Source organism: Aeromonas sp. S19(2024) (genome assembly GCF_041402625.1).
Lineage (GTDB): Bacteria > Pseudomonadota > Gammaproteobacteria > Enterobacterales > Aeromonadaceae > Aeromonas > Aeromonas caviae.
On the sequence record NZ_JBGLQU010000010.1, the window covers coordinates 86,184 to 113,038 of the forward strand.

Sequence of the window (26,855 nt, forward strand, 5' to 3'; positions counted from 1 at the left end):
ATCTTCGCAAATAAGGCTTGCACAGTTAAATGAGAATGATTATTGTTACCTTGTTTTCCGGGAAAGACTTCATTTGTTCCAACGTGATGGACTTCTTGTGAAGGCACGACATTGCTCACATTGCTTCCAGTTAAGGGGCCAGTAGTTTACTGGCCCTCTTTTTTGCGTCTTTTCCGCCATCAGCGGGCATAAAAAATGGGAGCCAGGGCTCCCATTTTCACTCAGCGCTGTTTACTCGATGTCGAGGGCATCGGGGGAGAGGATCACCCCTGTGGTATCGGCATAGAGGTGGTCATCCGGCAGGAAGGTGACGCCGCCGAAGTTGACAGGCAGATCGGTTTCCCCGATATCCTTGCTGTCGGCGCCCACCGGAATGGCCGCCAGAGCCTGAATGCCGATGTCGAGATCTTCCAGGATATCGACCTCACGGACGCAACCGTAGCAGACGATCCCTTCCCATTCATTTTCCGCCGCCGTGGTGGCGATCTCGCTGTCGATCAGGGCACGACGCATGGAGCCGCCACCGTCGATCAACAGCACGCGACCAACGCCGTTCTCCTTGACCAGTTCACGGATAAGACCGTTCGATTCGAAGCACTTGACCGTGGTGATGACGCCGCCGAAAGAGGCGCGGCCGCCGAAGGAGCAGAGCATGGGTTCGAGTACATCCACCATGTCCTGATAGATGTCGCACAGTTCTGAAGTGTTGTATTCCATTGTGTCAGATCCACCGCTGGAAACAGGTGGATCCAGTATAAGGAGTGGGGTTGGCATTTCAACGACTATTCCTTGCCCTGTGGCGGGAAATGCCGTTTTTGCGCGAAAGCGGCCCCGCGTCATGGCAGGAGCCGCAGACGGTCAGCCTCGGGCCCTAGAGCAGGAACAGGGTCGCCAGCCCCAGGAAGATGAAGAAGCCGCCGGTGTCGGTGATGGCGGTGATCATCACGCTGGCACCCACCGCCGGGTCGCGCCCCAGCCGACTCATGGTCATGGGGATGATGACCCCCATCAGGGCCGCCACCAGCAGGTTGAGGATCATGGCGAGCGTCATCACGCCCCCCAGCGCCGCATCCTGATAGAGCAGGAAGGTGGCGATGCCCATGATGCCGCCCCACACCAGGCCGTTGATCAGGGCCACCCCCAGCTCGCGCCACAGCAGGAAGGAGACGTTGCCGGTCTGGATATGCTGCAGCGCCAGCGCCCGCACTATCATGGTGATGGTCTGGTTGCCGGTGTTGCCGCCGATGCCGGCGACGATGGGCATCAGGGCCGCCAGCGCCACCAGCTGGGAGATGGTGTGCTCGAACAGGCCGATCACCCGCGATGCCACGAAGGCGGTGCAGAGGTTGATGGCGAGCCAGGCCCAGCGGGTCTTGACCGCCTTGGAGACGGGGGCGAACACGTCTTCTTCCTCGCTGATCCCCCCCATCCGGCGCAGGTCGGTGTCGCTCTCCTCATAGACCAGGTCCACCACCTCGGCGACGGTGAGCCGGCCCATCAGCTTGCCCCTGGCATCCACCACGGCGGCGGAGACCAGGTCGTCCCGCTCGAAGGTGCGGGCGGCGGCCTCGTCGTTGTCTTCCGGATCGAAGGTGACCGGATCCTTCTCCATCGCGTCGCTCACCAGGGTTTCGGGCTTGTGCAGCAGCACGGCGGTGAGGGGCAGCTCCCCCTGCAGCCGGTTGCGCCGATCGGTGACAAACAGCTTGTCGGTGTTCTCGGGGATCTGGCCGCGCAGGCGCAGATAGCGCTGGACGGTGGCCAGGGTCACGTCGGGCCGCACCGTGATGAGCTCGAAGTCCATCATGGCGCCGACCGTGTGCTTGCCGTAGCGGATCACCTCCCGCACCTTGTCCCTGTCCACCGGCGCCATGGAGGTGAGCAGCCGCCCCATCAGGTTGCGGGGCAGGTGCTGACCCAGGTAGATCTGGTCGTCGATGTCGAGGGTGCTCAGGGCGTGCAGCAGCTCCTTGTCGCTCATGCCGCTGATGAGGCTGTCCCACACCGTCTCCGACGCTTCCACCAGGATCTGGCCGTGCTTGTCTGCATCCACCTGCTGCCACAGCACGTGGCGCTCGTCCGGCGGCAGGGACTCCAGCGCATCGGCGATATCGGCGGCGGGCAGGCTGTTGACCAGCCGGGTCAGCTCGCTGGTCTGATCCCGAAGCGCTGCGTCCTGCTCCCCTTGCGGGTCGAGCAGGCTCTCGGTGAGGGCGTCATCGGCCAGCAGCAGCGTGAGGATGCGGGCTCTGTCGTGTTCACGCTGTTTGGCGCGGTTCTTGGGGGGGAGGGACATGAAGCAGAATTCCTGAATTCGGTGGTCCGGCTGACACAGCCCATAGGATACCAGACTCAAAACAAGAGGTTATGACAGTAGATGCAGAAAAAGAAACGCCACCCGAGGGTGGCGTTGGAATGGATGCAGCGATCAGGCCGAGGCCAGGGCCGCGTCTGCGGCGCATCCTTGCCCGAACCAGGCAAGCTGGTCCGCCAGGGTCACCACCGAACCCACCATGATGAGGGCCGGGCTCTCGACCCCCAGCGCCAGTTCGGGCAACTGATCGAGGGTGCCGCGAATGACCCGCTGGCTTGGCTGGGTGCCGCGCTCAATCAGCGCCACCGGGGTGTCGCCCGCCTTGCCGTGGGTCAGTAGCTGCTCGCGGATGGTGGCGCAGGAGGAGAGCCCCATGTAGAACACCAGGGTCTGCTTGTCCTTGGCCAGCAGCGGCCAGTCGAGATCCTGGGCGCCCCCCTTGCCATGGGCGGTGACGAAGCGCACGCTCTGGGCGTGATCCCGGTGGGTCAGCGGAATGCCGGCGTAGGCCGCACAGCCGCTGGCCGCAGTGATCCCCGGCACCACCTGAAAGCCGATGCCGCTGCCCACCAGCGTCTCCAGCTCCTCGCCGCCACGGCCGAAGATGAAGGGGTCGCCCCCCTTCAGCCGCACCACCCGCTGGCCCTTCTTCGCCTCTTCCAGCAAGAGCTGGTTGATCCCCTCCTGCGGCACGCAGTGGTTGCCCGCCTGCTTGCCGACGAAGATGCGTTTGGCGTCGCGGCGCACCAGCGCCATCACCTCGTCCGAGACCAGCCGGTCATAGACCACCACGTCCGCCTGCTGCATCTGGCGCAGGGCGTGCAGGGTGAGCAGACCCGGATCGCCAGGGCCGGCTCCCACCAGCATCACCTCGCCACCGGTCTGGCTCTCGTCGGCAAACAGGTTGTCGGCCAGCTGATTGGCAGAGGCGCTATCGCCCCGTGCCAGCGCCTGACCGAGCCGATCCGCCCCGAGCAGCCGTTCCCAGAAGCGGCGCCGCTCCCCCATGTTGGCGAAGCGGGCCTTGACCCGCTCCCGCAGGCTGCCGGCGAAGGCCGCGACGGCACCCAGATGCTGAGGCAGCAGGGCTTCCAGTTTTTCCCGCAGCAAGCGGGCCAGCACCGGGGCCTTGCCGCCAGAGGAGATGGCCACCATCAGCGGCGAGCGGTCGATGATCGACGGCATGATGAAGCTGGAGCGTTTCGGATCGTCCACCACGTTGGCAAAGATCCGCGCCTGATTGGCGCTCTGGTAGACTAGGGCATTCACCTCGCGCCGATCGGTGGCGGCCACCACCAGCCACTTGCCCGCCAGTTGCTGCGGCGCGAATTCACCGGCCAGCCACTCGATGCTCCCGTTGGCAGCCAGCTCCGCCAGCTCTGGGTCGAGATCGGGCGCGACCACGGTGAGCTGGGCACCGGCATCCAGCAGCAGGCGCGCCTTGCGCTCCGCCACCTCGCCGCCGCCGACCAGCAGGACGGGTTTGTTGTCGAGTCGGCAAAAGATGGGCAAGTAGTCCATGGGGCCTCCTGATCAGGCGGTTCGGGTCTGGCTGGCGGTGCTGGTGGTCTCGCTCACCGCGACCGGGCGCTCAGCCTTGGGAGTGGAATACCAGTAGCCGAGGCCCATGAAGAGGGCACCGGAGACGGTGTTGCCCAGGGTCACCCACAGCAGGTTGTGGCCGATGCCGCTCAGGGTGTAGGCCTCCGAGTGGGCGCCAAACCAGGAGAGGGCGAACAGGGTCATGTTGGCGACCGAGTGCTCGTAGCCGGAGGCGATGAAGGCGAGCAGGCACCACCAGATGGCGATGAAGCGGGCGGCACCCTCGGTGCGCAGCGCCATCCAGATGGCGAGGCAGACCAGCCAGTTGCAGAGGATCCCCTTCATAAACAGGGTCAGCGCCGGTGCCTGGGTCTTGGCCAGCGCCACCTTGTGGGCCAGACTGCCTGCGTCCGGCAGCAGGCTGCCGCCGTAGGAGTAGATGAGCGCCACCACAATGGAGCCAATCAGGTTGCCCGCCCAGGTCTGCGGCAGGATGCGCAGCAGGTCGGCTATGGTGATCTTGCCCGTTTTCACCCCGAAGGTGAGGAACATGGTGTGGCCGGTAAACAGCTCGGAGCCGGCGATGATCACCAGCGTCAGGGCGATGCCAAAGGTGGCCCCCATCACCAGCGGCCGGATGGCGGGGTCCACCAGATTGCCGAGGGTGAAGATGAGGATGATGCCGAGGCCCACATAGGCCCCCGCCATGGCGGAGCTGAGCCAGAAGCCGAGCTTGTCGCTGCGCTCGAAGCGATTGATGCGGGCCGCGTTGGCGGCGCACTTGTTGATGGTTTCGGTATACATCTTTGTTTCCTTCAAGAGGGCCGCCCGCGGGCAGCCCTGACTGTTTTTTAACCCCCTCCCTGCCTCCCCCTTGTCAAGGGGGAGGGGCTTTTTGCTCCCTCCCCTGTGAAGGGGAGGGCCGGGGTGGGGTCTGGTGTTAGACGGCGACCCAGACCTGCTGGTCGCGCACTTCAACGGGGTAGCTCTGCACCGACATCGCAGGGTTGTCGAAACAGTGGCCGTCGCTCAGGCGAAAGCGCTGCTTTTTGAGGGGGCTGGCGACCCAGAGCTCGCCGTCGTGTTCGCAGATCAGGCCCCGCGACAGCACGTTGGCGGCGAAGAAGGGGTCCCGGTTGTCGATGGCGAACACCTCGGCGGCCGCGCTCGGGCGGAACAGGGCGATCTGGCGACCTTCAATGAGTGCGCAGACACCGGTTCCCGGCAGGATGTCGTTGAGTTGGCAGGCAAGTTTCATCGCTTAATCTCCACCTCGAGTTGGATGGACTGGCTATCGAGCAGGGCGCAAACGTCCATGCAGCCCATCAGGATGCCGTTGAGTTGGCAGGCAAGTTTCATCATTTGGTTTCCACCTCGATCTGGTAGACGGGGATGCGCTCGGCCGGAGTGGCGGGTCTGTGCTGGTCGCGCTCGGCGACGAACTGGACGTCCGGATCGCGCTTGTCGCTGTTGATGAAGTGGCTGAAGCGCTGCAACGCTTCCTCTTCGTTGAGGGTGCGCGACCATTCGCACTCGTAGCTGTCGATGAGGGTCTGGATATCGCGCTCCAGCGTCTCGGCCAGCCCCAGCTTGTCATCGACGATCACCTCGCGCAGGTAGTCGACGCCCCCTTCCAGGTTGCCGAGCCAGACCGAGGTGCGCTGCAGTTTGTCGGCGCTGGTGACGTAGAACATCATAAAGCGGTCAATCAGCTGGATGAGGGTCTCGCGGTCGAGGTCAGAAGCCAGCAGGTCGGCGTGGCGCGGTTTCATGCCGCCGTTGCCGCCCACATAGAGGTTCCAGCCCGCGTCGGTGGCGATGATGCCGACGTCCTTGCCCTGGGCTTCCGCACATTCGCGGGTACAGCCGGAGACGCCGAACTTCATCTTGTGCGGGGTGCGAATGCCCTTGTAGCGGTTCTCGAGGAAGACCCCGAGGCCGACGCTGTCCTGCACGCCGAAGCGGCACCAGGTGCTGCCGACGCAGGTTTTGGCCATGCGCAGTGCCTTGGCGTAGGCCTGACCGGTCTCGAAACCCGCCGCCAGCAGCTTGCGCCAGATGGCGGGCAGATCGTCCTTCTGGGCCCCGAACAGGCCGATGCGCTGGGCGCCGGTGATCTTGGTGTAGAGCTTGTAGTCGCGGGCCACTTCGGCCACCGCCAGCAAGCCTTCCGGGGTCACTTCGCCGCCGGCCATGCGCGGGATGACGGAGTAGCTGCCGTCCTTCTGCATGTTGCCGAGGAAGATATCGTTGGTGTCCTGCAGCGGGATATTGCGCGGGCTCAGCACATGCTCGTTCCAGCAGGAGGCGAGGATGGAACCGACGGTCGGTTTGCACACCTCGCAGCCATGGCCCTGGCCATGTTTGGCCAGCAGCTCGTCGAAGCTCTTGATCCCCTCCACCTTGACCAGATGGAACAGCTCCTGACGGGAGTGGGGGAAGTGGGCGCAGAGGTGGTTGTTGACCTCGATGCCCTGCTTCACCAGTTCGGCGTTGAGCACCTGACTGATGAGCGGCACGCAGCCGCCGCAGCCGGTACCGGCCTTGGTCTGCTGCTTGATGGCTGCCAGGGTGGTGTGGCCCTCGGCCACCGCCTTGGCGATGTCGCCCTTGGAGACGTCGAAGCAGGAGCAGATCTGGGCGCTCTCCGGCAGGGCATCCACCCCCAGGGTCGGTTTGGCACCGGCGTAGGCGGGCAGGATCAGGGTGTCCGGGTGGCTCGGTAGCGGCAGGGTGTTGAGCATCATCTGCAGCAGGTTGCCGTAATCTTCCACGTCACCCACCAGCACGGCGCCGAGCAGGCGGCTGTTGTCCTCGCTCACCACGATCTTCTTGTAGATGCCAGCCTGATCGTCCTGAAACACATAGCTGTGGCTGCCCGGGGTGCGGCCGTGGGCATCACCGATGGAGCCGACGGAGACGCCGAGCAGCTTGAGCTTGGCGCTCATGTCTGCCCCCTCAAAACGGCTGTCGCCGCCGAGCAGATGGTCGACGGTGATCTGGGCCATCTTGTAGCCCGGTGCCACCAGCCCGAAGAAGCGGCCCTGCCAGGCGGCGCACTCGCCGATGGCATAGATGTCGGGGTCGGAGGTGAGGCAGTGATCGTCGATGACGATGCCGCCACGGTCGGCGATGGCGAGATCACCGTAACGGCCCAGGGTATCTTGCGGGCGAATGCCGGTGGAGAAGACCACCACATCCACTTCCAGCTGGCTGCCGTCGGCAAAGGCGAGGCGGTGTTTCGCCTGCTCGCCGCCATGCATCAGGATCTCGCTGGTGCTCTTGCTGGTGTGTACCTGCACGCCCATGGATTCAATCTTGCGGCGCAGCAGCTGGCCGCCCTGACCGTCGAGCTGCTCGGCCATCAGCACAGGAGCAAACTCCACCACGTGGGTTTCGAGACCCAGCGCCTTGAGGGCGCCGGCGGCTTCGAGGCCAAGCAGACCGCCCCCGATCACCACCCCGCTCTTGCCGCTCCTGGCGGCGCTGCGGATGGCTTTCAGATCCTCGATGGTGCGATAGACGAAGCACTCGTGGTGCTGACTGCCCGCAATGGGCGGCACCCAGGGGTAGGAGCCGGTGGCCAGCACCAGCTTGTCGTACTCGACCACTGTGCCCTTGTTGGAATGCACTTCGCGGTTGGCCCTGTCGATTTTTTTCACCGCTTCGCCGAGCAGCAGGCGGATGCCGTGCTTGTCGTAGAAACCGGGTTTGACGAGGGAGAGATCTTCGCTGGTGTGATGGGAGAAGTAGGAGGAGAGATGGACGCGATCGTAGGCGGGACGGGGTTCTGCACCGAAGACGGTGATCTCGTAGCGGCCCGGATCGGCCCGCTCGATCAGCTCTTCGATGAAGCGGTGCCCCACCATGCCGTTGCCCACAACGACCAGTCTGACTTTGCTCATAGTTGCCTCAAGTTTGGAGTAATAAAACATCATTCTGGGGCTAGGCTACCCAGTCGGCAGGGGTGGGCGATTGATGCAAATCAAGTGTCTATTTATATATCTCCTCAGGGGTAATTCGAGAAAATTCAGTACTATACAAAAATAGGTATACCAGTTGATGATTTCTGCGTTAGCTCGGGGTGAGGGATGGTGGAGGGTAAGCCCGGTTTACCAACTGCCGGGGAGTGAAAACTTATGTCGGAAAAAGGCCGGTCTCGCACTGGGCGAGACCGGCATCAGCTGAACAAGGTGGCGCGTCAGGCAATATGGCGGCGGAACATGGCGAGCGCCAGCGACAGGGTGACGCCGGCGATGGCGAGCAGCGGCCAGAGCAGGGGCCAGGCGGCCGACCAGTCGAACCCCTTGAGGAAGACCCCCTTGAGCAGCACGATGAAGTGGGTGAGGGGGTCGATGGCCGCCAGCCACTGGAACACCTGGGGCATGTTCTCCACCGGCGAGATATAGCCCGAGAGGATCACCGCCGGGACGGTGAAGGAGAAGACCCCGAGAAAGGCCTGCTGCTGGGTCGAGCAGAACGACGAGATGAAGAGCCCGATCCCGGCCAGTGCCAGCCCGTAGCAGACCATGCCCGCCATCAGCAGGCTGAGGCTGCCGGCAAAGGGGAGGTGAAAGACAAAACGGGCGGCCAGCGCGACTATGCACCCTTGTCCCACCGCCACCATGATGCCGGGCACCGCCTTGCCCGCCATGATCCAGCCTGCGGTGAGGGGGGAGACCAGCAGCTGATCGAAGGTGCCCTCTTCCCGCTCCCGCGCGACCGAGAGGGCGGTGACGATAAGACACCCCGTGGTGGTGATGATGGCCACCAGGGCCGGCAGGATATGCCAGTGGAACTCGACGTTGGGGTTGTAGAGGTTGCGTACCGCCAGCTCGGGTTGCCCCTTGCCCTCACTTTGCCAGCGGGCGATCACCTGACTGATGTAGCCCGCCGCCACCTGACCACCGTTGGAGCGACGGCCGTCGATGATCAGCTGCACCTTGGCCGGTTCGCCCCGCGCCAGCCGACGCGAGAAATCCCCCGGAATAATCAGCCCGAGCAGCGCCTGCTGCCCGGTGATGGCCTCGGTCATGCCCGCCTCGCCCTGCACCGGAATGATGGTGGTGAAGGCGGGCATATGGGTGAGGCGCTCCAGCAGCTCGCGGCTCTGGGCGCCGCCATCCTGGTTGTAGATGGCCAGCGTGTTGCCGGTCACCTCCAGAGTGGCGGCGAACGGGAAGAGGGCGGTTTGCAGCAGCACCGGCATGATGAGCAGAAAGCGCCCCTGAGTATTGCCCATCAGGGCCTGCAGCTCTTTTCGGATCAGCCACCAGAGTCGGATCAGCATGGGTTACTCCAGAGTGCGCCGCGTCTTGCGGGCGGTCAGGGCCAGCCAGAAACCGGCCAGCAGCAGCAGACAGAAACCGTTGACCAGCAGGATCGAGAAGACGCTGCCCGCCTGATAGAGGGTCTGCAGGGAGCTGGCGAAGTAGCGGGCCGGAATGAGGTGGGTGATGGCTCGCAGCAGCGGCGGCATGCTGGCGATCTCGAACACGAAGCCCGACAGCATCACCGCGGGCAGAAAGGCGGCGATCAGCGCTGCCTGCGCGGCGTTGAACTGGCTGCGCATCACGGTGGAGAGGAACAGCCCGAGCCCGAGGGCGCTGCCGAGAAAGACGCTGGTGACCAGAAAGAGCAGCAGCAGGGAGCCGCGCCACGGCACGCCCATCACCGCCACCGAGAAGAGCAGGCAGAGCAGCATGGCGATGATGCCAAGGCCGTAGTAGGGCAGCAGCTTGGAGAGCAGCAGCTCCCCCTTGGTGACCGGGGTGGCGAGCAGCGCCTCCATGGTGCCGCGCTCCCACTCCCGCGCCACCACCAGCGAGGTGAGCAGGGCCCCTATGATGGTCATCACCACCGCAATGGAGCCCGGCACCAGAAAGTTGCGGCTCACCAGTGCCGGGTTGAACCAGGCGCGGCTCTCTATCGACACCGGCATGGCGACCCCCTCGCCAGCGAGCCACCCCTGCCAGATCCCCTGCACATAGTTGGTGACGAAGTTGGCGGTGTTGGGCTCGGAGCCGTCGGTCAGCAGCAGCGCCTGCGGCGTGCCATTGCCCTGACCGGCCAGCGCGCGGGAGAAGCCGTCGTCGATCACCAGCAGGCCGCGGATCTCGCCACGGGCCAGACTGGCGAGCAGGGACTCCTTGCTCGGGCCGCTGTGGATCTCCAGTGCGGTAGAGCCGCGCAGGGCCTGCTCCAGCCGCACCGCCGGGGCGCCGCTGTCGGCTCGCCAGATGCCGAGACGCAGATGGTCCACATCCAGATTGATGGCGTAACCCATCACCACCAGCAGCACCACCGGCATGATGAAGGCGATGAGGATGCTGCTCGGATCGCGGACGATTTGCAGCGTCTCCTTGCGGCAGAGGGCCAGCAGTCGCCGACGGTTGATGCTCATGCTTCCTCCTCGCTGGCCCGCTCGACCAGGGTGATAAAGGCCTCTTCCATGGTCGGCAAGGAGCCGGTTGGCAGAGAAGTCGCCGCCTCTTTGGCGGCCAGCCCCTTGAGATCGTCCGGGGTGCCGAGCGCCAGCAGCTTGCCGCGATAGATGAGGGCGATGCGGTCGCAATACTCCGCCTCATCCATAAAGTGGGTGGTGACCAGCACGGTAACGCCGTGGTCGGCCAGCGCGTTGATGTGCGACCAGAACTCGCGCCGGGTCACCGGATCGACCCCGGAGGTGGGCTCGTCGAGGAACAGCAGCGGCGGCTCGTGCAGCAGGGCGCAGGCCAGCGACAAGCGCTGGCGCAGACCGAGCGGCAGGGATTCCGCCTTCTGATCGAGCCAGGGGGCGAGGGCAAAAGCGGTCACCATGGCATCGATCCGCGTCTGCTGGTGGCGGCCGAACAGGCCGTAGATACCGGCGAAGAAGGAGAGGTTCTGGGCCACGGTGAGCTGCTTGTAGAGGGAGAACTTCTGCGCCATGTAACCGAGGCGCTGGCGTGCCGCCGAGGGGCTGTGAGCCAGATCGATGCCGGTCACCAGCGCCTGTCCCTCGCTCGGGCGCAGCAGGCCGCACTCCATCTTGAAGGTGGTGGACTTGCCCGCCCCGTTGGGGCCGAGCAGGCCGAAGATCTCGCCGCGGCGCACCGCAAAGCTGACATCATCGGTGGCGGCGAAATCGCCGAAGCGCTTGGTGAGGTGGCGCGCCTCGATTACCGCCTCGGGGGAGACCCCCTGCGGCAGTTCGGCTTCGCGCATCCCCGCCGCCAGACTCGACTCCCCGCCGGGGCCGCCGCCGAGCAGGTCGATAAAGGCATCCTCCAGCCGGGGCTGGGCCGGTTGAAAGGCGCCGTTGGCCAGCTGCAGCTCCGCCAGCGGCGGAGGCGTCATGCCCGGGTGCAGCAGCAGACGAACCCGCTCCCCCGCCACCGCGCCATCCATCACCGCCGGATGAGCCAGTGCCCGGCGCAGCAGGGCGCGCCGCTCGCGGCCATCCAGTTGCCCCGCCTCCAGCAGCCAGCAGCGGCTGGCCATGGCCCCCATCAGAGCGGCTGGCGTGCCACTGGTGCGCACCTCGCCATCCGCCATCAGCAGCACGTGGTCGCACAGCTCCGCCTCGTCGAGATAGGCGGTGCTCCAGAGCACCGTCATCCCCCCCTTGGCCAGCTCGCGCACCATCTGCCAGAGGGCGCGGCGAGAGATGGGATCGACCCCGACCCCGGGTTCGTCGAGCAGCAGCACATCCGGGGTGCCGAGCAGGGCGCAGGCCAGCCCGAGTTTCTGCTTCATCCCGCCAGAGAGCTTGCCTGCCGGCCTTGCGGTGAAGCGGGCGAGATCGGTGAAGGCGAGCAGCCGCGCGAAGGTGGGCGTGCGTTCGGGCTCCAGTACGCCGCGCAAGTCAGCGTAGAGGGTGAGGTTCTCCAGCACGCTGAGATCCTCGTAGAGGCCGAACTGCTGGGGCATGTAACCGAGGCGCTGGCGCAGCAGATCCCCCTCGTTCACCGGATCCAGCCCCAGCACCCGGATGGTGCCCGCGTCGGGGATCAGCAGACCGGCCAGCAGGCGCAGCAGGGTGCTCTTGCCCGCGCCGTCGGGTCCGACCAGCCCGGTGATGCCGCCAGCCGGAATGGTGGCCGAGATGGCGTTGAGGGCGACCCGCTCGCCAAAGCGTTTGGTGAGCCCTTCAAGGGAGATAGCGCTGTTCATGGAGCCAGCCTGACAGTGACCGGCATCCCCTGTCGCAGGGCCGGGTCGGGATCCTGCACCACGATGCGCAGCCGGTAGACGAGGTGGGTGCGAAGATCCGGCGTTTCCACCGATTTCGGAGTGAACTCGGCGGTGGGCGAGACAAATCCCACTACTCCGTGATAGGGCTTGTCCGGCCGCGAGTCGGTGGTGAGGGTCACCTTGGCGCCGCTCGGGAAGTGGCCGAGCCAGGGCTCCTCCACATAGGCGCGCACCCAGACCGGCGCGGTCAGGGAGAGGTTGAAGGCGGTCGCTCCGCTCTGAACCATGCTGCCATTTTCGATGGCGCGGCTGATGATGATGCCGTCGCTGGGGGCGGTCAGGCTGGCATCCGCCAGCGCCAGCTCGGCACTGGCGAGCGCCGCTTTGGCCCCTTCCAGCTGGGCATCGGACTGGGCGATTTCCTCCGGGCGGTAGCCGGTTTCGAGCTGGGCGAGCTGTTCGCGGGCGGAGCGTACCTGCGCCTGGGTCTGATCCCGCTGGGAGCGGGCGGTATCGAGCTGACCGCGGGAGATGGCGCCGGTGGCGGCCAATGCGCTCTGGCGGCGCCACTGCTGGTCGGCTTCCAGCGCAGCGGCTTCGGCGGCGGCCAGTGCGGCCCGGGCGCGGTCGGTCTCTTCGCTGCGATAGCCTTTGTGGATCAGGGCGTTGGCAGCAGTGAGCGCCGCCAGATTGGCGCGGGCGCTGTCGCGGCTGTGGGTGAGGGGAGCCGGATCGAGGCGGGCCAGCAGTTGACCGGCTTTTACCCTATCCCCCTCGTCTACCAGTACCTGATCGACGCGGCCACCGACCCGAAAGGCCAGATTGACGTCGCGAATATCGACGTTGCCGTAGAGGATGGATCCGTCGGCGGGGCGCCCCTGCCACCAGAGGTAGCCACCGATAACGGTTAGCAGCAGGGCCAGGATTGCAATGCGTTGTTTCATGCCGCTTCTCCTTCTTTCATATCGGTGGGGCGCAGGCCGCGCAGGGCCCATACCAGCCGTTGTCTGGCGGCCTCTGGGTTGTCTATCTGGCTGAGAAAGGGGGCGGCCTCTTCGGGCAGCCAGCCGAGCTGACGACCGCTGCCTGCGATGACCAGCGGCAGGCCGACCGACCCCATGATGAAGATCATCAGCTGGAGCGGGTGACCCGCGACCAGCGACCCTTCCGCCTGTGCCATCCGTACCTGTTCGATCAGCAGCAGGGGGTGACGGCGCGGCAGGCTGAGCAGAAAGCGCTGGGCCGCCCCTTCCCCCGCCAGGGCATCGCCAAACAGGTGGTTGATAAAGCCGCGCTGGCGCGCCACCAGCCCGATCAGCGCCTCCATGGTCGCCTCGAACATGGCGATGGCGGAGGGGTAGGAGCCTTTGGCTGCCACCGCCTTGAGCTCGTCATAGAGGGGGGCGTACCAGAGCTCCACCAGCTCGTCGATAAAGGCGTCGCGGTTGCCGAAGTGGTAGACGAAGGAGCCGAGGTTCACCTCGGCCGCTGCCGCCAGCTCGCGCACCGTCAGGCCGCGCAGCCCCTTGTCGGTGGCGATGGCGAGGCCGGTATCGAGCAGTTTCTGACGGGTGGGGTGCATCTGGCTGGTGCTCCTGGTGTATGCATTTTGTACGCAATTATACGACCGTATAAAAAATGCGGAAGCGGGCGACAGGATCTTTTTGCCCGCAATGTGATCCGCCCCGCTCTGAGGGGCCGTGATCCCCGTCCGGCAGGGGGAAGGATCCACCGCTTGTGCCCAAGCCACAGGCATGTCGGTGTGATGGGGTGGTGACAGGCGCTTCAGGCCCCGGGTACGGGCGCCCGGGCCACAAGGGACCTGTGATGGAGTCGGGAGAAGCCTGACCCGGATCAGGGGGTGTCGGTGGCCCCGGTGTGATAGGGGGGCCGGGCGCAGGTGTCCCGTATCAGGGCGCGCAGCCAGCGGTGGCCCGGATCGGCATCCTGACTGGGGTGCCAGAGCAGGGCGACCCGGATCCCTGGCAGAGCGAAGGGCAGGGGCAGGGTGACCAGATCGCCGAGCAGGCTGGCGCAGTGCAGGTGCGGCACCGTCGCCACCAGATTGCTCTCCCTGACCAGGGCCAGCGCCGTCGCAAACCCGGGAACCAGGGTGGTGATGGTGCGCCGCCTCCCCTGGCCTGCGAGAATTTCGTCGATGGGGCTGTGAGGCTGGCCCCGGCGGGAGACCAGCACGTGGCGCGCGGCGGCATAGCGCGCCACGGTCAGGGTGCCGTCGCAGAGGGGGTGGTCCGGGTGCACCACGGCGACGAAGTGGTCCTGGAACAGGGCCTGGGTGCGCAGCTCAGGGGCCGTGGTGGTGCCGATGACCCCGGTCTCGAAGTCCAGCTCGCCACGGCGCAGGGGGCCGCTCTCCTTGTCGGGTTTGGCCAGAAAGTGCAGCCGCACCCCGGGGGCCTCGACGGCGAGGCGCGCCAGCAGGGCGGGGCCTACCGCCTCCACGAAGCCGTCGCTGGATCGCAGGCGGAAGGTGCGCTCCAGGCTCGCCGGGTCTACTTCCTGATGGGGGCGCAGCACGGCCCGGGTCTCCTGAACCAGGCGGGCGACCTCATCCCGCAGGATCTGCGCCCGGGGGGTGGGGATCAGGCCGCGTCCCGCCCGCACCAGCAGCGGATCCCCCGTGGTCTCCCGCAGCCTTGCCAGGGCCCGGCTCATGGCGGAAGCACTCAGGCCTAGCCGTCTGGCGGCGCCCGCCACACTGCCCTCTTCCAGCAGGGCATCCAGGGTGATCAGCAGGTTGAAATCCGGGGTCATGGTCGTCTCCTCGCAGGCGGCGCCTGACGGGCCGACCCCTTCATGATACGCGAGTTGCCGTCTCATCATATGGCGTCTGGTGCAACTATAAGCTGCAATCCGTGCGTCTTCCGCCTTGTCATCCCCCCCGCTAGCCTGGGTGCATCATCACTTGCCGGAGAGACTGCCATGTCCACACCACTTCTTGTTTCCCCTCCCGTGACGCGCCGTCTTGGTCTCGCGGGGCTCGGGCTCGCCACCCTGCTACCCATGCTGGCGGGCAGCATGGCCAACCTGGTGCTGCCTGCCCTGGGGCAGGACTTCGGCGTGCCCTTCGCCAGCCTGCAATGGGTGCTGGTGGCCTACCTGCTTGGGATCACCAGTCTGACGGTGGTGGCGGGTCGGCTCGGGGATCGTCTGGGGCGGCGTCGCCTGCTGCTCTGGGGGACCGGGGTCTTTGCGCTGGCTTCCCTGCTGTGCGCCCTGGCCCCTTCAATTGGCTGGCTCATTGCCGCTCGCACCCTGCAAGGAGCGGGTGCGGCCTGCATGCTGGTGCTCTCGCTGGCCATGGCAGGAGAGCTGGTGCCGCCAGCCCGACGGGGCTGGAGCATGGGATTGCTCGGCACCCTATCGGCCTGCGGCACGGCGCTCGGCCCCTCCTTTGGCGGCCTGTTGATCGGCGGATTTGGCTGGCAGGCTCCCTTCCTGCTGCTGCTCCCCCTGGCGTTGCTGGCGCTGGGGTGTGCCTGGCATGATCTGCCCCGGGATGAGGCGGGCTCTGCCGAGGGAAGCCTCCCGCTCACCAGTCTGTTGCTGCTGGTGACGGCGCTGCTCTGCTACGGGCTGGCACTGACCCGGGGCAGCCCGCTCGGAGCCTGGCCGGGGATAGGGGCGCTCGTCGCCATGGCGCTCTTCGTACGTGCCGACTCGGGCGCCCGTCGCCCCCTGCTGCCCCTGGCGTTGCTGGGGGCGTCCAGGCGAAGAGGCGGGATCATCGCCAGTGCGCTGGTGGCCAGCGTCATGGTGGCGACTCTGCTGATCGGTCCTTTCTACCTGCACGGCGCCTTTGCCCTCGACATGGGGACGGTGGGGCTGATGATCTCCATGGGCCCGCTGCTGGCGGCGCTGTCCGGCATGCCCGCCGGCTGGCTGGTGGACAGGGTGGGGGCGACCCCTGTGGTGCGCCTCGGCCTGGGACTCATGGTGGTGGCCGCCGTCTTGCTGGCCCTGCTGGACAGGGCGCTCGGGCCCCTCGGCTACCTGCTGCCCATCCTGCTGCTCACCGCCGGTTATGCCCTGTTCCAGACCGCCAACAACAGCGCCGTGGTGGGGGAGGCGGAGGGGGCGAGCCGTGGCGCCGTGGCCGGGCTGCTGACCCTGTCGCGCAACCTGGGCCAGCTGACGGGGGCGGCGGGGCTGGGGGGCCTGTTCGCCGCCCTGGCGGGGCGGCCCGATCTCGCCCTCGCGACGGCGGACGAGCTGGCGTTTGCCACCCGGGTCACCTTCGCCCTGACGGCCTTGCTGCTGATGAGTGCGCTCTGGCTGGCGGGAAGGGGGGAGCGTGCCGTGCAGGGTGATGTGGCCCGGGACGGCTGCGAGTCGGGAGAACGCTGAAAACGAAGACGCCTCCACAGGGGAGGCGTCTTGCTATGGGGTTGAGCAGGATAGTAAACCGCTCAGCTCCTCGTTATCGATCAACCTGTTACAGAATGAAGCGGCTCAGATCCTCGTCTTCAATCAGCTTACCGAGGTGGGCGTTGACGTAGTCGGTGTTGATGACGAAGGTCTCGCCTGACTTCTCGGAGGCGTCATAGGAGATGTCTTCCATCAGCCGCTCCATCACGGTGTGCAGACGACGGGCGCCGATGTTCTCGGTGCGCTCGTTGACCTGCCAGGCCGCTTCGGCCAGACGGCGGATACCATCCTGGGTGAACTCGATGTTGACCCCTTCGGTGGCCATCAGCGCCTTGTACTGATCGGTCAGGGAGGCGTTCGGCTCGGTCAGGATGCGCTCGAAGTCTTCGGTGGTCAGGGCGGTCAGCTCGACCCGGATCGGCAGACGGCCCTGCAGCTCGGGGATGAGGTCGGATGGCTTGGCGATCTGGAAGGCACCGGAGGCGACAAACAGGATGTGATCGGTCTTGACCATGCCGTGCTTGGTGTTGACGGTGCAGCCCTCGACCAGCGGCAGCAGGTCGCGCTGAACCCCTTCACGGGAAACGTCCGGGCCCGAGCTCTCGCCGCGCTTGCAGATCTTGTCGATCTCGTCGAGGAAGACGATGCCGTTGTTCTCGACGGAGGCGATGGCCTTCTGCTTCAGCTCTTCCGGGTTGACCAGGCGGGCTGCTTCCTCTTCGATCAGCGCCTTCATGGCCTCTTTGACCTTGATCTTGCGCTTCTTCTTCTGGTTCTGGCCCAGGTTCTGGAACAGCCCCTGCAACTGGTTGGCCATCTCTTCCATGCCCGGCGGGGTCATGATTTCGACACCCATGGGGGAGGCGGCCAGATCCAGCTCGATCTCCTTGTCATCCAGCTGACCTTCCCGCAGTTTTTTGCGGAAGATCTGGCGGGTGTTGGAGTTGTCGGCTTTCTCTTCCTCACCCCAGCTGTTGCGCGGGTTGGGCAGCAGGGCGTCGAGGATGCGCTCTTCGGCGGCTTCCTCGGCGCGGTATTTCATCTTCTCCATCTCGGTCTCGCGCACCAGCTTGATGGCGACATCGGTCAGATCGCGGATGATGCTGTCCACTTCCTTGCCCACATAGCCCACTTCGGTGAACTTGGTCGCTTCCACCTTGATGAAGGGGGCGTTGGCCAGCTTGGCCAGGCGACGGGCGATCTCGGTCTTGCCGACGCCGGTCGGGCCGATCATCAGGATGTTCTTCGGGGTCACCTCATGGCGCATCTCCTCGGAGAGCTGCATCCGGCGCCAGCGGTTGCGCAGGGCGACGGCGACCGCGCGCTTGGCGTCGGCCTGACCAATGATGTGTCTGTCCAGCTCGTGGACGATTTCTCTCGGGGTCATCTCGGACATGATGGCGTTCCTGTATCCGGGGCGGGCAGGGCCCACCCCTTGGAAAATGGGGTTTGGCTGGCGGCCTTATTTGGCGGCCCTATTTCGCCGACTTATTTAGCTGAATAATCCAGCACTTCGATGGTGTGGTTGCCGTTGGTGAACACACAGATGTCGCCCGCAATCTTGAGGGACTTCTCGACAATGCTCTTGGCGTCGAGCTCGGTGTTCTCCAGCAGGGCGATGGCGGCGGACTGGGCAAAGTTGCCGCCGCTGCCGATGGCGATGAGATCGTGCTCCGGCTGCACCACGTCACCGTTGCCGGTGATGATGAAGGATTTGTGCTCGTCGGCGACGGCCAGCAGCGCCTCGAGGCGGCGCAGGGCGCGATCGGTGCGCCAGTCCTTGGCCAGCGCCACGGCGGCGCGCTCCAGGTTGCCCTGATGGGCCTGCAGTTTGGCTTCGAAGCGCTCGAGCAGGGTGAAGGCGTCGGCGGTGCCGCCGGCGAAACCAGCCAGTACCTTGCCGTTGTAGAGGCGATGAACCTTGCGGGCGTTGCCCTTCATGACGGTGTTGCCAAGAGAAACCTGGCCATCGCCACCGATGACGACCTGACCGTTGCGGCGAACTGAAACTATGGTAGTCACTTTACTTACCTCGCTTGAGCCGAATGACGGCCTGACTGTGCATGGAGGAAAAGATGGGGATGGCAAAACGGCTTTTCAAGCCTGTGTCGAGCACGGATCGCGGGGGAGGGATCGGGTGGGCGCGGGATGGCGCCAAAAGAAACAGGGCCGGGTGTTGCCACCCGGCCCTGTGCATGGACGCGGCGATCACCCCTTCTTGGGGATGCAGCCGCTGATGCCCGAGCCCTGCAGCTTGCGGTTGGCCGCATCGGCCGCCGCCTTGCCGTTGAAGGGGCCCACCATCACCTTGTAGACGGCGCCACCGGCCCCGTTCACCACCTGTAGACTGGAGGAGAGCCCGGCGGTGAAGGCGATGCGCGCCTTGAGGGATTCCGCGGAATCCTGGGAGCGCAGGGCGGCACACTGCATCATGTAGCGACCGCCGTCGGCGGCTGCGGTCTGTGCAGTCTGGGTCGCCGCCTTGGCCCTGGCGGCCTCGGCACGCTCCCGCTCCAGTTCGGCGCGGATCTCCCGCTCCATCCGCTCACGCTCGGCCTTCTGGTCGATCACCTGCTCCCGGGCGCTGGCGACCGGGGCACCGGTGGCCGGCTTGGCCGGTTGCACCGGTTGCGGCTGATAGGGCTTCACCTGACCGATGGGGGTTCCCGGCTGGGGAATGTCGGTCGCGACCGGCTTGGGCAGTGCCTCCGGTTGCAGGGTCATGGTCTCGGCGGGCGGGGGCGGCAGCACGCCCGGCTGGGGCGGCGGCTCTATGATGTCCACCTGCTTGTTCTCCAGCCGCTCGATGTAGCTCCACTTCTCTTGGGGCAGGGTATTGCCCTGTGCCTTGGGTTTGTTGGCCTTCACCTGCTCTTCGATGGTGGGGGCATCGGCGCCCTTGCCGTTGATGAGGTAGAGGAAGGCGCCGAAACCGACGACCAGGGCCCCGGCCAGCAGTGCCGGGATAACAGGAAAGCGGCGAGGGGCCGCTTTCTTGATGTTACGGCCACCCGCCCGTCGTCTCGGGCTGTTGCCGACGTAATCCCGGGTCGCCATCTATTACATGCGCTCCAGGGTGTGGATGCCCAGCACGCCCAGGCCCAGCTTGAGCACCTTGGCGGTGGCGGCGCACAGCAGCAGACGGCTCTGGCGGGTCGCTTCGTCCACGCCGTCCTTGTTGATCGGGCAGGCTTCGTAGAAGGTCATGAAGTTGCCGGAGAGCTCATACAGATAGGTACAGAGCAGGTGCGGCATCCCCTTGTCCGCCACGCCGTTGACCGCGTCGGAGAACTGGATCAGCTTCTGGGCCAGGGTCTCTTCGGCGTCTTCGCTCAGGACCACCTTGCCGCTCAGGGTGTCGGCATCGACGCCGGCCTTGCGGAAGATGGACTGGATACGGGTGTAGGCGTATTGCAGGTAGGGGGCGGTGTTGCCTTCAAACGACAGCATCAGATCCCAGTCGAAGATGTAGTCGGTGGTGCGGTTCTTGGAGAGATCCGCATACTTGACCGCGCCCATGGCGATGGCGTGCACCACCTGGGCCTTCTCTTCGGCAGAGAGGTCGCTGTTGCGGCTCTCCAGCAGGGCGCTGGCGCGCTCTTCCGCTTCGTTCAGCAGGTCGACCAGCTTGACGGTGCCGCCGGAGCGGGTCTTGTAGGGACGGCCGTCCTTGCCCAGCATCATGCCGAAGGCGTGGTGCTCGAGGGGCACGGATTCCGGCACATAGCCCGCCTTGCGGGTGATGGTCCAGGCCTGCATCAGGTGCTGGTGCTGACGGGAGTCGATGAAGTACATGACCCGGTCGGCGCCCAGGTTCTCGTAACGGTATTTGGCGCAGGCGATGTCGGTGGTGGTGTAGAGGAAACCGCCGTCGCTCTTCTGGATGATGACGCCCATGGGCTCGCCATCCTTGTTCTTGAACTCGTCCAGGAAGACCACGGTGGCCCCTTCGCTCTCGACTGCCAGCCCCTTGGCTTTCAGGTCGGCAACGATCTGCGGCAGCATGTCGTTGTACATGGACTCGCCCATGATGTCCTTGTTGGACAGGGAGATGTTCAGGCGGTCGTAGTTGCGCTGGTTCTGCTCCATGGTCATGTCGACCAGCTTCTTCCACATGGTGCGGCAGTACTCATCGCCACCTTGCAGTTTCACCACGTAGTTGCGGGCGCGCTCGGCGAAGGCTTCGTCTTCGTCGTAGTGACGCTTGGCCTGGGTGTAGAAGGCTTCCAGGTCCTTGAGTTCCATGTCGGAGGCGTGCTCGTTGGCCATCTTCTCCAGATAGGCGATCAGCATGCCGAACTGGGTGCCCCAGTCGCCGATGTGGTTGGCACGCACCACCTTGTGGCCCAGGAATTCGAGGGCGCGGGCGGCCACGTCACCGAGCACGGTGGAGCGGATGTGGTGCACCGCCATCTCCTTGGCCACGTTGGGGGCGGAGTAGTCCACCACCACGGTCTGCGGCGCTGGCAGTTTCACGTTGGCGTTGTCGGAGGTCACCATGGCTTCCACCTGACCGGCCAGCCAGCTCGGGTCGAAGAAGAAGTTGATGAAGCCGGGGCCGGCGATCTCGACCTTGGCGATCAGATCGGAGGCGGGCAGGTGCTCGATGATGGCAGCGGCCAGCTCGCGGGGGTTCTTGCGGGCCGGTTTGGCCAGCAGCATGGCCAGGTTGGTGGCCAGGTCGCCGTGAGCCTTCTCCTTGCATCGGTCTACTTGCACGCGGGCTTCCAGGTCGGCGGGCAGGACGCCTGCGGACTTGAGATTGGCTACCGTTTGTTCAAGTAGATGATGAATATGCTCTTTCATAACTGACCACCGAGGTTGCGCGTCGAAAAGTGACTGACTGGATAAGGGCGTGAATTTTACCCGCATCGGGCCGAGAAAACTATAGGAACGGCCCGCACCCGTGGGCGTGGCGGATATTTCACTGCGTTTTCCACCACATTGCAGGATATTGATTTGGGTAAGTGGTGGTTATCCATTTCTACTGCATAACGAAACGGCTTGTCCAGGCTATTTCCCCCTGAATATGACAGGGTTATTTATACCGATTCGATCTGAATGATCCCGCTTCCCGTGGCGGTCGTATCCTTTGAGGACGCCGTTGGAGGATGATTCCCATGACACTGGTACTGTTTCCACTCTCCGCTCACCTGCTGCCGGGCGGCATCATGCCGCTGCGCATCTTCGAGCCCAGATACCAGCGCATGATCGCCGAGTCCCGGGAGCGGGAGTTCGCGCTCTGCATGCTGGACCCCCGCCAGCCCGACGCGCTGCGCAACATGTACCCCATCGCCACTCGGGTGCGCATCATCGATTTCGATCTGCTGCCCGATGGTTTGCTCGGCATCACGGTGCTCGGGGTGGAGCGGGTGCGTATCACGGATCTCTGGCAGGAAGAGGACGGTCTGCGGGTCGGCGAGGTGGAGCCCCTGCCCCCCTGGCAGAGCGGCAGGCTCCAGGCGGATCAGCACTCCCTGGCCAAGGCGTTGCAGGATGTGTTCAACGACTATCCGGAGTACGCGGCCCTCTATCCGGAGCCGGACTGGGAGGATGCGAGCTGGGTCGCCCAGCGCTGGCTGGAGGTGCTGCCCATCCCGGTGGAGCAAAAACAGTGGCTGGTGGCGGCCAAGGACAACCAGCCCACCCTCTCCCTGCTGAGCGGTCTGCTGGTCGCGAGCCATTGAATTCCTCTTCCCGGTGATCCTTTTTCCTCGCTCACCGTATTGGGGGTGAACACCACACGCGAGGGATGGCGCAATGGCATATACTGGCCAACCACAATCGGCTCCACGCAGGACATCGCCCCCCATGGATAACCCAGACGGCGACCTCACATCTTTGCTGGTCCGGGTGGCCGAGCGTGCCGACAAGGCTGCCTTCGCCACCCTGTTCCACCACTTCGCGCCGCGCATCCGCAGCTACGGGCTGCGCCACCTCGGCAGCGAAGCCAACGCCATGGAACTGGTGCAGGAGACCATGCTGCTGGTCTGGCAGAAGGCACGGCTCTATCACCCCGACAAGGGCGCCGCCACCACCTGGATCTACACAGTGATGCGCAACCAGAGCTTTGACATGCTGCGCCGCCGCCGCGCCAGCAAGGAGGAGCTCTGCGCCGAGGAGATCTGGCCGTTGCTGGAATTCCGGGCCGAAGAGGAGCACCTGAGCGGCGGTGAAGACGCGGTGCTGACCCGCCAGATGGCCCACTATGTCGCCACGCTGCCGGAGCCGCAGCAGCAGGTGGTGCGCGGCATCTACCTGCAGGAGCTCTCCCAGCAGGAGCTGGCCGACCGGCTCGGCGTGCCCCTTGGCACCATCAAGTCCCGGCTGCGGCTGGCACTACAGAAACTGAAGGAACAAGTGGAGCAAGGCCATGATTAAGACCCATCCGACTGAACCCATGCTGCGCGCCTTCGCCGCCGACGAGCTGCCTCTGCCGCTGGCCGTCGGTGTCTCCGCCCATTGCGAGTTCTGCCCCGAGTGCGCCGCCCGGGTGAAGGAATTTGAAGAGGCGCTGGCGTGCCAGCATCTCGCCCCTGATGCGCCGGACGAGGCGCTGCCCGCCGGATTCGATGCCATGCTGGCGGGCATACTGCAACAGCCGGTGGCGACGGAGGCGGCGCTCGCCCTTCCCGAGAGCCCGAGGCCAGAGCTCAGGGTGGCGGGTCACAGTTACCGGCTGCCGCGGGCATTGGCACGGCATCATGCCCCCAGGTGGCGTCATCTCGGGGCCATCCGTCAGGTCAGCCTGCCCCTGGACGAGATGGGGGCGCGGGCCAACCTGCTCCACATCGAGGCGGGGGGCCGGATCCCGGAGCACACCCACAAGGGATATGAGCTGACCCTGCTGCTGGCGGGCACCATCGAGGATGGCGACACCCGCTATCAGGCGGGGGATTTCATCTGGCGCGACGCCAGCCACGCCCACAGCCCCCGTACCCCGGACGGCTGCCTCTGCTACACGGTGCAGGATGCCCCCGTGCAGTTCACCAAGGGGCTGTCACGGCTGCTCAACGGCATCAGTCAGCACCTCTATTGAGTTGGGCTCACGGCTGCCCGGTGATCGCGGGCTGCCGCGCGACTGAGGCGGTATCACGGCATGAAAAAAGGGACCCTCGGGTCCCTTTTGTGTTGCTTGGCGGCGAAGCCCATCAGGCCACGAAGACCAGGTAGACGACGAAGGCCAGCAGGAAGCGGTAGATGGCGAACGGGATGAAGTCGAGACGACGGATCAGCGCCAGGAAGGTCTTGATGGCGACCATGGCCACCACGAAGGCGGTGACGAAGCCCACCGCAAACATGGGGAAGTCCGCCATGGAGAGGAAATCGCGGCTCTTGTAGAGATCCAGGCCGCTGGCCGCGATCATCATGGGCACCGCCATGATGAAGGAGAATTCTGCTGCCGCGTGGCGGCTGATGCCCATCAGCATGCCGCCGCTGATGGTGGCACCGGAGCGGGAGAAACCGGGCCAGAGTGCCAGGCACTGGAACAGGCCGATGCCGAAGGCCTGCTTGTAGCTGATGTCGTCCAGGGTCTCCGCGGTCACGGCGGGGCGGAACTTTTCGGCGATGATGAGCAGGATGCCACCAGCCACCAGGGCATACATCACGGTTTCCGGCCCGAACAGATTGGCCTTGATCCAGCTGTGGATAGCCAGCCCGACGACCACGGCAGGCAGCATGCCGAGGATGACGTGCACCAGGGAGAGGGTCGCGTGGCCCGGGGTGGGTTTCTGACCGAAGTGAATGCCGATGAGTCCGAACAGGCGGCGCCAGAACATGACGACCACTGCCAGGATGGAGCCGAGCTGGATCACCACCTCGAAGGTGGCGGCCTTGGGTCCTTCAAACCCGAGGAGGTGGCCGACGATGATCATGTGGCCGGTGGAGGAGACGGGGAGGAACTCGGTCAGGCCTTCCACTATGCCCAGCACAAAGGCGACGAACAGGGCGTAGGATTCGGTCATGGTGCAGATCTCTTGGTTATGGGGTCTGGATAAAATCAACCCCGAACGGGTCGGGGCGGCCAATGATGGCGGAAAATCACGCGGGCAACCAGTGAATATTGGGGATTTCAGCGCCCTGTTCCGGCCGGAAAAGGGCACTGGCGGACCATGCAGGGCGCGGCTTGCCACATGCTGTCAGAAGCCATGACGGCCCCGTCACGTTCTGACAGGTCAGTCACGCCAGTTGACCTCTGTTTTATGATCTCTTTGTGCTGTCAGGCCAGTATGGACAGGATTTTCTGTTGAAGATCATCGTCCAGGGGGGGCTGCCCCAGGGCCTCGACGGCGCTCGTTATCTGTTGGGGATGGCTGGCGCCGATCAGGGCGCAGCTCACCACGGGGTCGCGCAGCACCCATTGCAGTGCGAGTTGCGACAGGGACTGACCCCGTTGCAGGGCCAGTGCATGCAGGGCGCGGACGGTGGCGAGCTTCTCTTCGGTGATCTGGTCCGCCGTGAGGAAGGGGCTGGCACTGGCGGCGCGGGAATCCGCGGGGATGCCCGCCAGGTAGCGATCGCTCAGCAGCCCCCCCGCCAGGGGCGAGAAGGCGACCACCCCCATGCCGTGCTCCCGGCAGGCCGGCAGGGTGTCGGGCTCAACATCGCGCTGGAACAGGGAGTATTTGAGCTGGTTGACCAGGCAGGGGGTGCCGAGCTCCGCCAGCCGGGCGGCAGCCTTGGCCGCGAGCGGGGCCGGGTAGTTGGAGAGGCCGATGTAGAGCGCCTTGCCCTGGCGCACCATCAGGGCCAGGGCCTGGCAGGTCTCCTCGAGCGGGGTGCGGGGATCCGGCCTGTGGTGATAGAAAATGTCCACGTAGTCGAGGCCCAGACGGCGCAGACTCTGGTGCAGGCTGGCGAAGAGGTACTTGGCGCTGCCGCCATCGCCGTAGGGGCCGTCCCACATCACGTAGCCCGCCTTGCTGGCGATGATGAGCTCGTCCCGATAGGGAGCCAGGCTCCTCTTGAGCAGCGTGCCGAAGGTCAGTTCGGCAGATCCCGGTGGGGGCCCGTAGTTGTTGGCGAGATCGAAGTGGGTGATCCCCAGATCGAACGCCTGGTGCACCATGGCCTTCGCGGTGGCGGGATCGCTCCCGGCGCCGAAGTTGTGCCAAAGCCCGAGGCCGATGCCGGGCAGGCGCAGGCCGTGGCGGCCCGCCGGTCGGTAGGGCTGGCGCTGGTAGCGGTCGGGGGCGGCGAGGTAGTTGTCATCCATCACGGTGCTGTTCCTTGGGCTGGTGTGCAATGAGGAGCGACGGGCCCTGCGGCGGGCATCACCCCGGCTGATTCGGTGGTGCCATCGGGGCCGGGGCTGCCATGACGTGGCGGCGCGCCCGGGCCCCTTCGTCTGCCCGAGCGGGGCTGTCAGGGGGCAGGAATAAAGCGATAACGGGTCTGGTGGCGATAACGCTGCCCCGGCAGCAACCAGGGATCGCCGAGGGCGGGCCGGTTCGGGCTGTCGGGCAATTGCTGGGCCTCCAGGCAGAAGCCGTCGTAATCCCGGTAGGGTCGGCCCTGACGATCCGGTGTGCCGGTCAGCCAGTTGCCGCTGTAGAACTGCAGGGAGGGCTGGTTGGTGTAGACCGCCATGGCCAGCTTGCCATCCCCCGAGATCACCCGGGCGGCCCATGGCTGGTTGGACCCATCAAACGGCTCATCAGAAGGCTCAAAATCGCTGTTGTTGAGCAGAAATGCGTGATCGTACCCCTTGGCCAACTGCTGCTGGGGGTGGTCCAGCCACGCCTGGCCGATGGGGCGGGGGACGCGCAGATCGAAGGGGCCTTCCACCGGGGCGATGGCCAGCGGCAGGCTCTGGTCATCCGTGGGCAGGTAGCGGTCGGCGTCGAGGCTGATGGTGTGGTGGCGGATGTCGCCACCGCCATCCAGGTTGAAGTAGGCGTGGCTGGTGAGGCTAACCGGACTGGGGGCGTCCGTGCTGGCGCAGAAGTCGACCACCAGATCGCACTGCTCCAGCCGATACTCCAGGCTCACCCTCAGATTGCCGGGAAAGCCCTGATCCCCCGCCCGGGAGAGGAGCGCCAGCTTGACCCTGTCCGCCTCCTGCTCCTTGATCTGCCAGGTGCGGCGATGGAACCCGTCGTGCCCGCCGTGCAGGCAGTTGGCCCCCTGGTTGGCGTCCAGCGTCCAGCACTGGCCTTCCCGCTCAAGGCGGGCGCCGCCGATGCGGTTGGCAAAGCGCCCCGCCACGGCCCCCAGCCATACCTGCTGGGTGAGGTAGGCCTCGTCGGCGCAGCCCAGCAGCACCTCCCGCCGCTCTCCCGCCACCGGCAGGGTGAGGGAGGTGAGGGTGGCCCCGTATGCGAGACCGCGCAGCCGCAGTCCCTCCTCGTTTTCCAGCTCGAATCTCATCATGGTTTGCGGTTCCCCGTCGTGATCCCGTCGCCCCCTGCCGGCGTCGCGAGTGCCGGGCAGG

General features: G+C 65.4%; 23 protein-coding genes. 4 read left to right on the forward strand and 19 right to left on the reverse strand.

The genetic code is table 11. The features are described from left to right. Positions 1 to 231: 231 nt before the first annotated feature. The 12 genes from rraA to ACB037_RS17360 form a co-directional block, all read right to left on the reverse strand. Positions 232 to 717, reverse strand: coding sequence for a ribonuclease E activity regulator RraA (gene rraA / locus ACB037_RS17305; RefSeq protein ID WP_010676045.1), 486 nt, complete (start codon positions 715 to 717; stop codon positions 232 to 234). Positions 718 to 871: 154 nt separating this feature from the next. Next, positions 872 to 2,296: a magnesium transporter gene (gene mgtE / locus ACB037_RS17310; RefSeq protein WP_371175656.1), complete on the reverse strand. Its 1,425-nt coding sequence runs from the start codon at positions 2,294 to 2,296 to the stop codon at positions 872 to 874. Between the two features lie 132 nt (positions 2,297 to 2,428). Beyond that, positions 2,429 to 3,835 (reverse strand): siroheme synthase CysG, encoded by a 1,407-nt coding sequence (gene cysG / locus ACB037_RS17315; protein WP_371175657.1) that lies wholly within the window; start codon positions 3,833 to 3,835, stop codon positions 2,429 to 2,431. Positions 3,836 to 3,847: 12 nt separating this feature from the next. Then, a complete protein-coding gene (gene nirC / locus ACB037_RS17320) occupies positions 3,848 to 4,660 on the reverse strand; it encodes a nitrite transporter NirC (protein WP_045522858.1) in 813 nt (270 codons plus the stop codon). 136 nt (positions 4,661 to 4,796) lie between these two features. Next, on the reverse strand, positions 4,797 to 5,114 hold the full coding sequence (nirD, locus tag ACB037_RS17325) for a nitrite reductase small subunit NirD (RefSeq protein WP_041202829.1): 318 nt from the start codon (positions 5,112 to 5,114) through the stop codon (positions 4,797 to 4,799). A 100-nt stretch (positions 5,115 to 5,214) separates the two neighbouring features. Further along, on the reverse strand, positions 5,215 to 7,761 hold the full coding sequence (gene nirB / locus ACB037_RS17330) for a nitrite reductase large subunit NirB (protein ID WP_371175658.1): 2,547 nt from the start codon (positions 7,759 to 7,761) through the stop codon (positions 5,215 to 5,217). A 296-nt stretch (positions 7,762 to 8,057) separates the two neighbouring features. Next, on the reverse strand, positions 8,058 to 9,146 hold the full coding sequence (locus ACB037_RS17335) for an ABC transporter permease (RefSeq protein WP_005355575.1): 1,089 nt from the start codon (positions 9,144 to 9,146) through the stop codon (positions 8,058 to 8,060). 3 nt (positions 9,147 to 9,149) lie between these two features. Further along, positions 9,150 to 10,259, reverse strand: a complete 1,110-nt coding sequence (locus ACB037_RS17340; protein ID WP_262000042.1) for an ABC transporter permease — start codon at positions 10,257 to 10,259, stop codon at positions 9,150 to 9,152. Then, the gene (locus ACB037_RS17345) at positions 10,256 to 12,010 is read right to left on the reverse strand and encodes an ATP-binding cassette domain-containing protein (RefSeq protein ID WP_371175659.1); all 1,755 of its coding nucleotides are present in this window, start codon (positions 12,008 to 12,010) and stop codon (positions 10,256 to 10,258) included. Before ACB037_RS17345 ends, ACB037_RS17340 begins: the two co-directional genes overlap by 4 nt. Next, complete coding sequence (hlyD, locus tag ACB037_RS17350) at positions 12,007 to 12,975, reverse strand: secretion protein HlyD (protein ID WP_371175660.1); 969 nt, start codon at positions 12,973 to 12,975, stop codon at positions 12,007 to 12,009. The genes ACB037_RS17345 and hlyD overlap by 4 nt, the downstream gene beginning before the upstream one ends. Then, on the reverse strand, positions 12,972 to 13,613 hold the full coding sequence (locus ACB037_RS17355; RefSeq protein ID WP_134997213.1) for a TetR/AcrR family transcriptional regulator: 642 nt from the start codon (positions 13,611 to 13,613) through the stop codon (positions 12,972 to 12,974). Before ACB037_RS17355 ends, hlyD begins: the two co-directional genes overlap by 4 nt. A gap of 272 nt (positions 13,614 to 13,885) precedes the next feature. Next, positions 13,886 to 14,806: a LysR family transcriptional regulator gene (locus ACB037_RS17360; RefSeq protein WP_368224062.1), complete on the reverse strand. Its 921-nt coding sequence runs from the start codon at positions 14,804 to 14,806 to the stop codon at positions 13,886 to 13,888. Positions 14,807 to 14,974: 168 nt separating this feature from the next. On the opposite strand from ACB037_RS17360, the gene ACB037_RS17365 reads away from it, so the two are divergent. After that, positions 14,975 to 16,399, forward strand: a complete 1,425-nt coding sequence (locus ACB037_RS17365; protein ID WP_368224064.1) for an MFS transporter — start codon at positions 14,975 to 14,977, stop codon at positions 16,397 to 16,399. 88 nt (positions 16,400 to 16,487) lie between these two features. Here the strand turns inward: ACB037_RS17365 and hslU are convergent, their stop codons facing one another. The 4 genes from hslU to argS form a co-directional block, all read right to left on the reverse strand. Continuing rightward, complete coding sequence (gene hslU, locus ACB037_RS17370) at positions 16,488 to 17,816, reverse strand: HslU--HslV peptidase ATPase subunit (RefSeq protein WP_010676031.1); 1,329 nt, start codon at positions 17,814 to 17,816, stop codon at positions 16,488 to 16,490. Between the two features lie 92 nt (positions 17,817 to 17,908). Further along, entirely contained in the window at positions 17,909 to 18,442 is a 534-nt protein-coding gene (hslV, locus tag ACB037_RS17375; protein WP_005306539.1) for an ATP-dependent protease subunit HslV, read from the reverse strand. A gap of 186 nt (positions 18,443 to 18,628) precedes the next feature. Then, positions 18,629 to 19,477: an SPOR domain-containing protein gene (locus ACB037_RS17380; RefSeq protein WP_052815344.1), complete on the reverse strand. Its 849-nt coding sequence runs from the start codon at positions 19,475 to 19,477 to the stop codon at positions 18,629 to 18,631. Between the two features lie 3 nt (positions 19,478 to 19,480). Continuing rightward, positions 19,481 to 21,226 (reverse strand): arginine--tRNA ligase, encoded by a 1,746-nt coding sequence (gene argS, locus ACB037_RS17385; protein WP_010676028.1) that lies wholly within the window; start codon positions 21,224 to 21,226, stop codon positions 19,481 to 19,483. Between the two features lie 314 nt (positions 21,227 to 21,540). Between argS and ACB037_RS17390 the strand changes: the two genes are divergently transcribed. The 3 genes from ACB037_RS17390 to ACB037_RS17400 all read left to right on the forward strand — a co-directional run bounded on the left by ACB037_RS17390 (position 21,541) and on the right by ACB037_RS17400 (position 23,459). Next, entirely contained in the window at positions 21,541 to 22,107 is a 567-nt protein-coding gene (locus ACB037_RS17390) for an LON peptidase substrate-binding domain-containing protein (protein ID WP_010676027.1), read from the forward strand. Between the two features lie 124 nt (positions 22,108 to 22,231). Further along, positions 22,232 to 22,801, forward strand: a complete 570-nt coding sequence (locus ACB037_RS17395; RefSeq protein ID WP_010676026.1) for a sigma-70 family RNA polymerase sigma factor — start codon at positions 22,232 to 22,234, stop codon at positions 22,799 to 22,801. Then, positions 22,794 to 23,459 (forward strand): ChrR family anti-sigma-E factor, encoded by a 666-nt coding sequence (locus ACB037_RS17400; RefSeq protein WP_010676025.1) that lies wholly within the window; start codon positions 22,794 to 22,796, stop codon positions 23,457 to 23,459. Before ACB037_RS17395 ends, ACB037_RS17400 begins: the two co-directional genes overlap by 8 nt. Positions 23,460 to 23,571: 112 nt before the next feature. Here ACB037_RS17400 and bacA read toward each other — a convergent pair whose 3' ends face one another. From bacA to ACB037_RS17415, 3 genes are all read right to left on the reverse strand, one after another. Next, positions 23,572 to 24,387: an undecaprenyl-diphosphate phosphatase gene (bacA, locus tag ACB037_RS17405; protein ID WP_010676024.1), complete on the reverse strand. Its 816-nt coding sequence runs from the start codon at positions 24,385 to 24,387 to the stop codon at positions 23,572 to 23,574. Positions 24,388 to 24,641: 254 nt separating this feature from the next. Further along, a complete protein-coding gene (locus ACB037_RS17410) occupies positions 24,642 to 25,637 on the reverse strand; it encodes an aldo/keto reductase (RefSeq protein WP_202044753.1) in 996 nt (331 codons plus the stop codon). A gap of 149 nt (positions 25,638 to 25,786) precedes the next feature. Next, positions 25,787 to 26,854 (reverse strand): galactose-1-epimerase, encoded by a 1,068-nt coding sequence (locus ACB037_RS17415; protein WP_371175666.1) that lies wholly within the window; start codon positions 26,852 to 26,854, stop codon positions 25,787 to 25,789. Position 26,855 lies beyond the last annotated feature (1 nt).

Bases quoted from the DNA above. Each gene is read 5' to 3' on its own strand.
- ACB037_RS17340 (WP_262000042.1), bottom strand. From the start codon at position 10,259: ATGAGCATCAACCGTCGGCGACTGCTGGCCCTCTGCCGCAAGGAGACG.
- mgtE (WP_371175656.1), bottom strand. From the start codon at position 2,296: ATGTCCCTCCCCCCCAAGAACCGCGCCAAACAGCGTGAACACGACAGA.
- cysG (WP_371175657.1), bottom strand. From the start codon at position 3,835: ATGGACTACTTGCCCATCTTTTGCCGACTCGACAACAAACCCGTCCTG.
- ACB037_RS17390 (WP_010676027.1), top strand. From the start codon at position 21,541: ATGACACTGGTACTGTTTCCACTCTCCGCTCACCTGCTGCCGGGCGGC.
- ACB037_RS17360 (WP_368224062.1), bottom strand. From the start codon at position 14,806: ATGACCCCGGATTTCAACCTGCTGATCACCCTGGATGCCCTGCTGGAA.
- ACB037_RS17355 (WP_134997213.1), bottom strand. From the start codon at position 13,613: ATGCACCCCACCCGTCAGAAACTGCTCGATACCGGCCTCGCCATCGCC.
- ACB037_RS17410 (WP_202044753.1), bottom strand. From the start codon at position 25,637: ATGGATGACAACTACCTCGCCGCCCCCGACCGCTACCAGCGCCAGCCC.
- ACB037_RS17380 (WP_052815344.1), bottom strand. From the start codon at position 19,477: ATGGCGACCCGGGATTACGTCGGCAACAGCCCGAGACGACGGGCGGGT.
- nirB (WP_371175658.1), bottom strand. From the start codon at position 7,761: ATGAGCAAAGTCAGACTGGTCGTTGTGGGCAACGGCATGGTGGGGCAC.
- rraA (WP_010676045.1), bottom strand. From the start codon at position 717: ATGGAATACAACACTTCAGAACTGTGCGACATCTATCAGGACATGGTG.
- ACB037_RS17335 (WP_005355575.1), bottom strand. From the start codon at position 9,146: ATGCTGATCCGACTCTGGTGGCTGATCCGAAAAGAGCTGCAGGCCCTG.
- ACB037_RS17365 (WP_368224064.1), top strand. From the start codon at position 14,975: ATGTCCACACCACTTCTTGTTTCCCCTCCCGTGACGCGCCGTCTTGGT.
- ACB037_RS17345 (WP_371175659.1), bottom strand. From the start codon at position 12,010: ATGAACAGCGCTATCTCCCTTGAAGGGCTCACCAAACGCTTTGGCGAG.
- bacA (WP_010676024.1), bottom strand. From the start codon at position 24,387: ATGACCGAATCCTACGCCCTGTTCGTCGCCTTTGTGCTGGGCATAGTG.
- nirC (WP_045522858.1), bottom strand. From the start codon at position 4,660: ATGTATACCGAAACCATCAACAAGTGCGCCGCCAACGCGGCCCGCATC.
- nirD (WP_041202829.1), bottom strand. From the start codon at position 5,114: ATGAAACTTGCCTGCCAACTCAACGACATCCTGCCGGGAACCGGTGTC.
- ACB037_RS17400 (WP_010676025.1), top strand. From the start codon at position 22,794: ATGATTAAGACCCATCCGACTGAACCCATGCTGCGCGCCTTCGCCGCC.
- hslU (WP_010676031.1), bottom strand. From the start codon at position 17,816: ATGTCCGAGATGACCCCGAGAGAAATCGTCCACGAGCTGGACAGACAC.
- ACB037_RS17395 (WP_010676026.1), top strand. From the start codon at position 22,232: ATGGATAACCCAGACGGCGACCTCACATCTTTGCTGGTCCGGGTGGCC.
- argS (WP_010676028.1), bottom strand. From the start codon at position 21,226: ATGAAAGAGCATATTCATCATCTACTTGAACAAACGGTAGCCAATCTC.
- hlyD (WP_371175660.1), bottom strand. From the start codon at position 12,975: ATGAAACAACGCATTGCAATCCTGGCCCTGCTGCTAACCGTTATCGGT.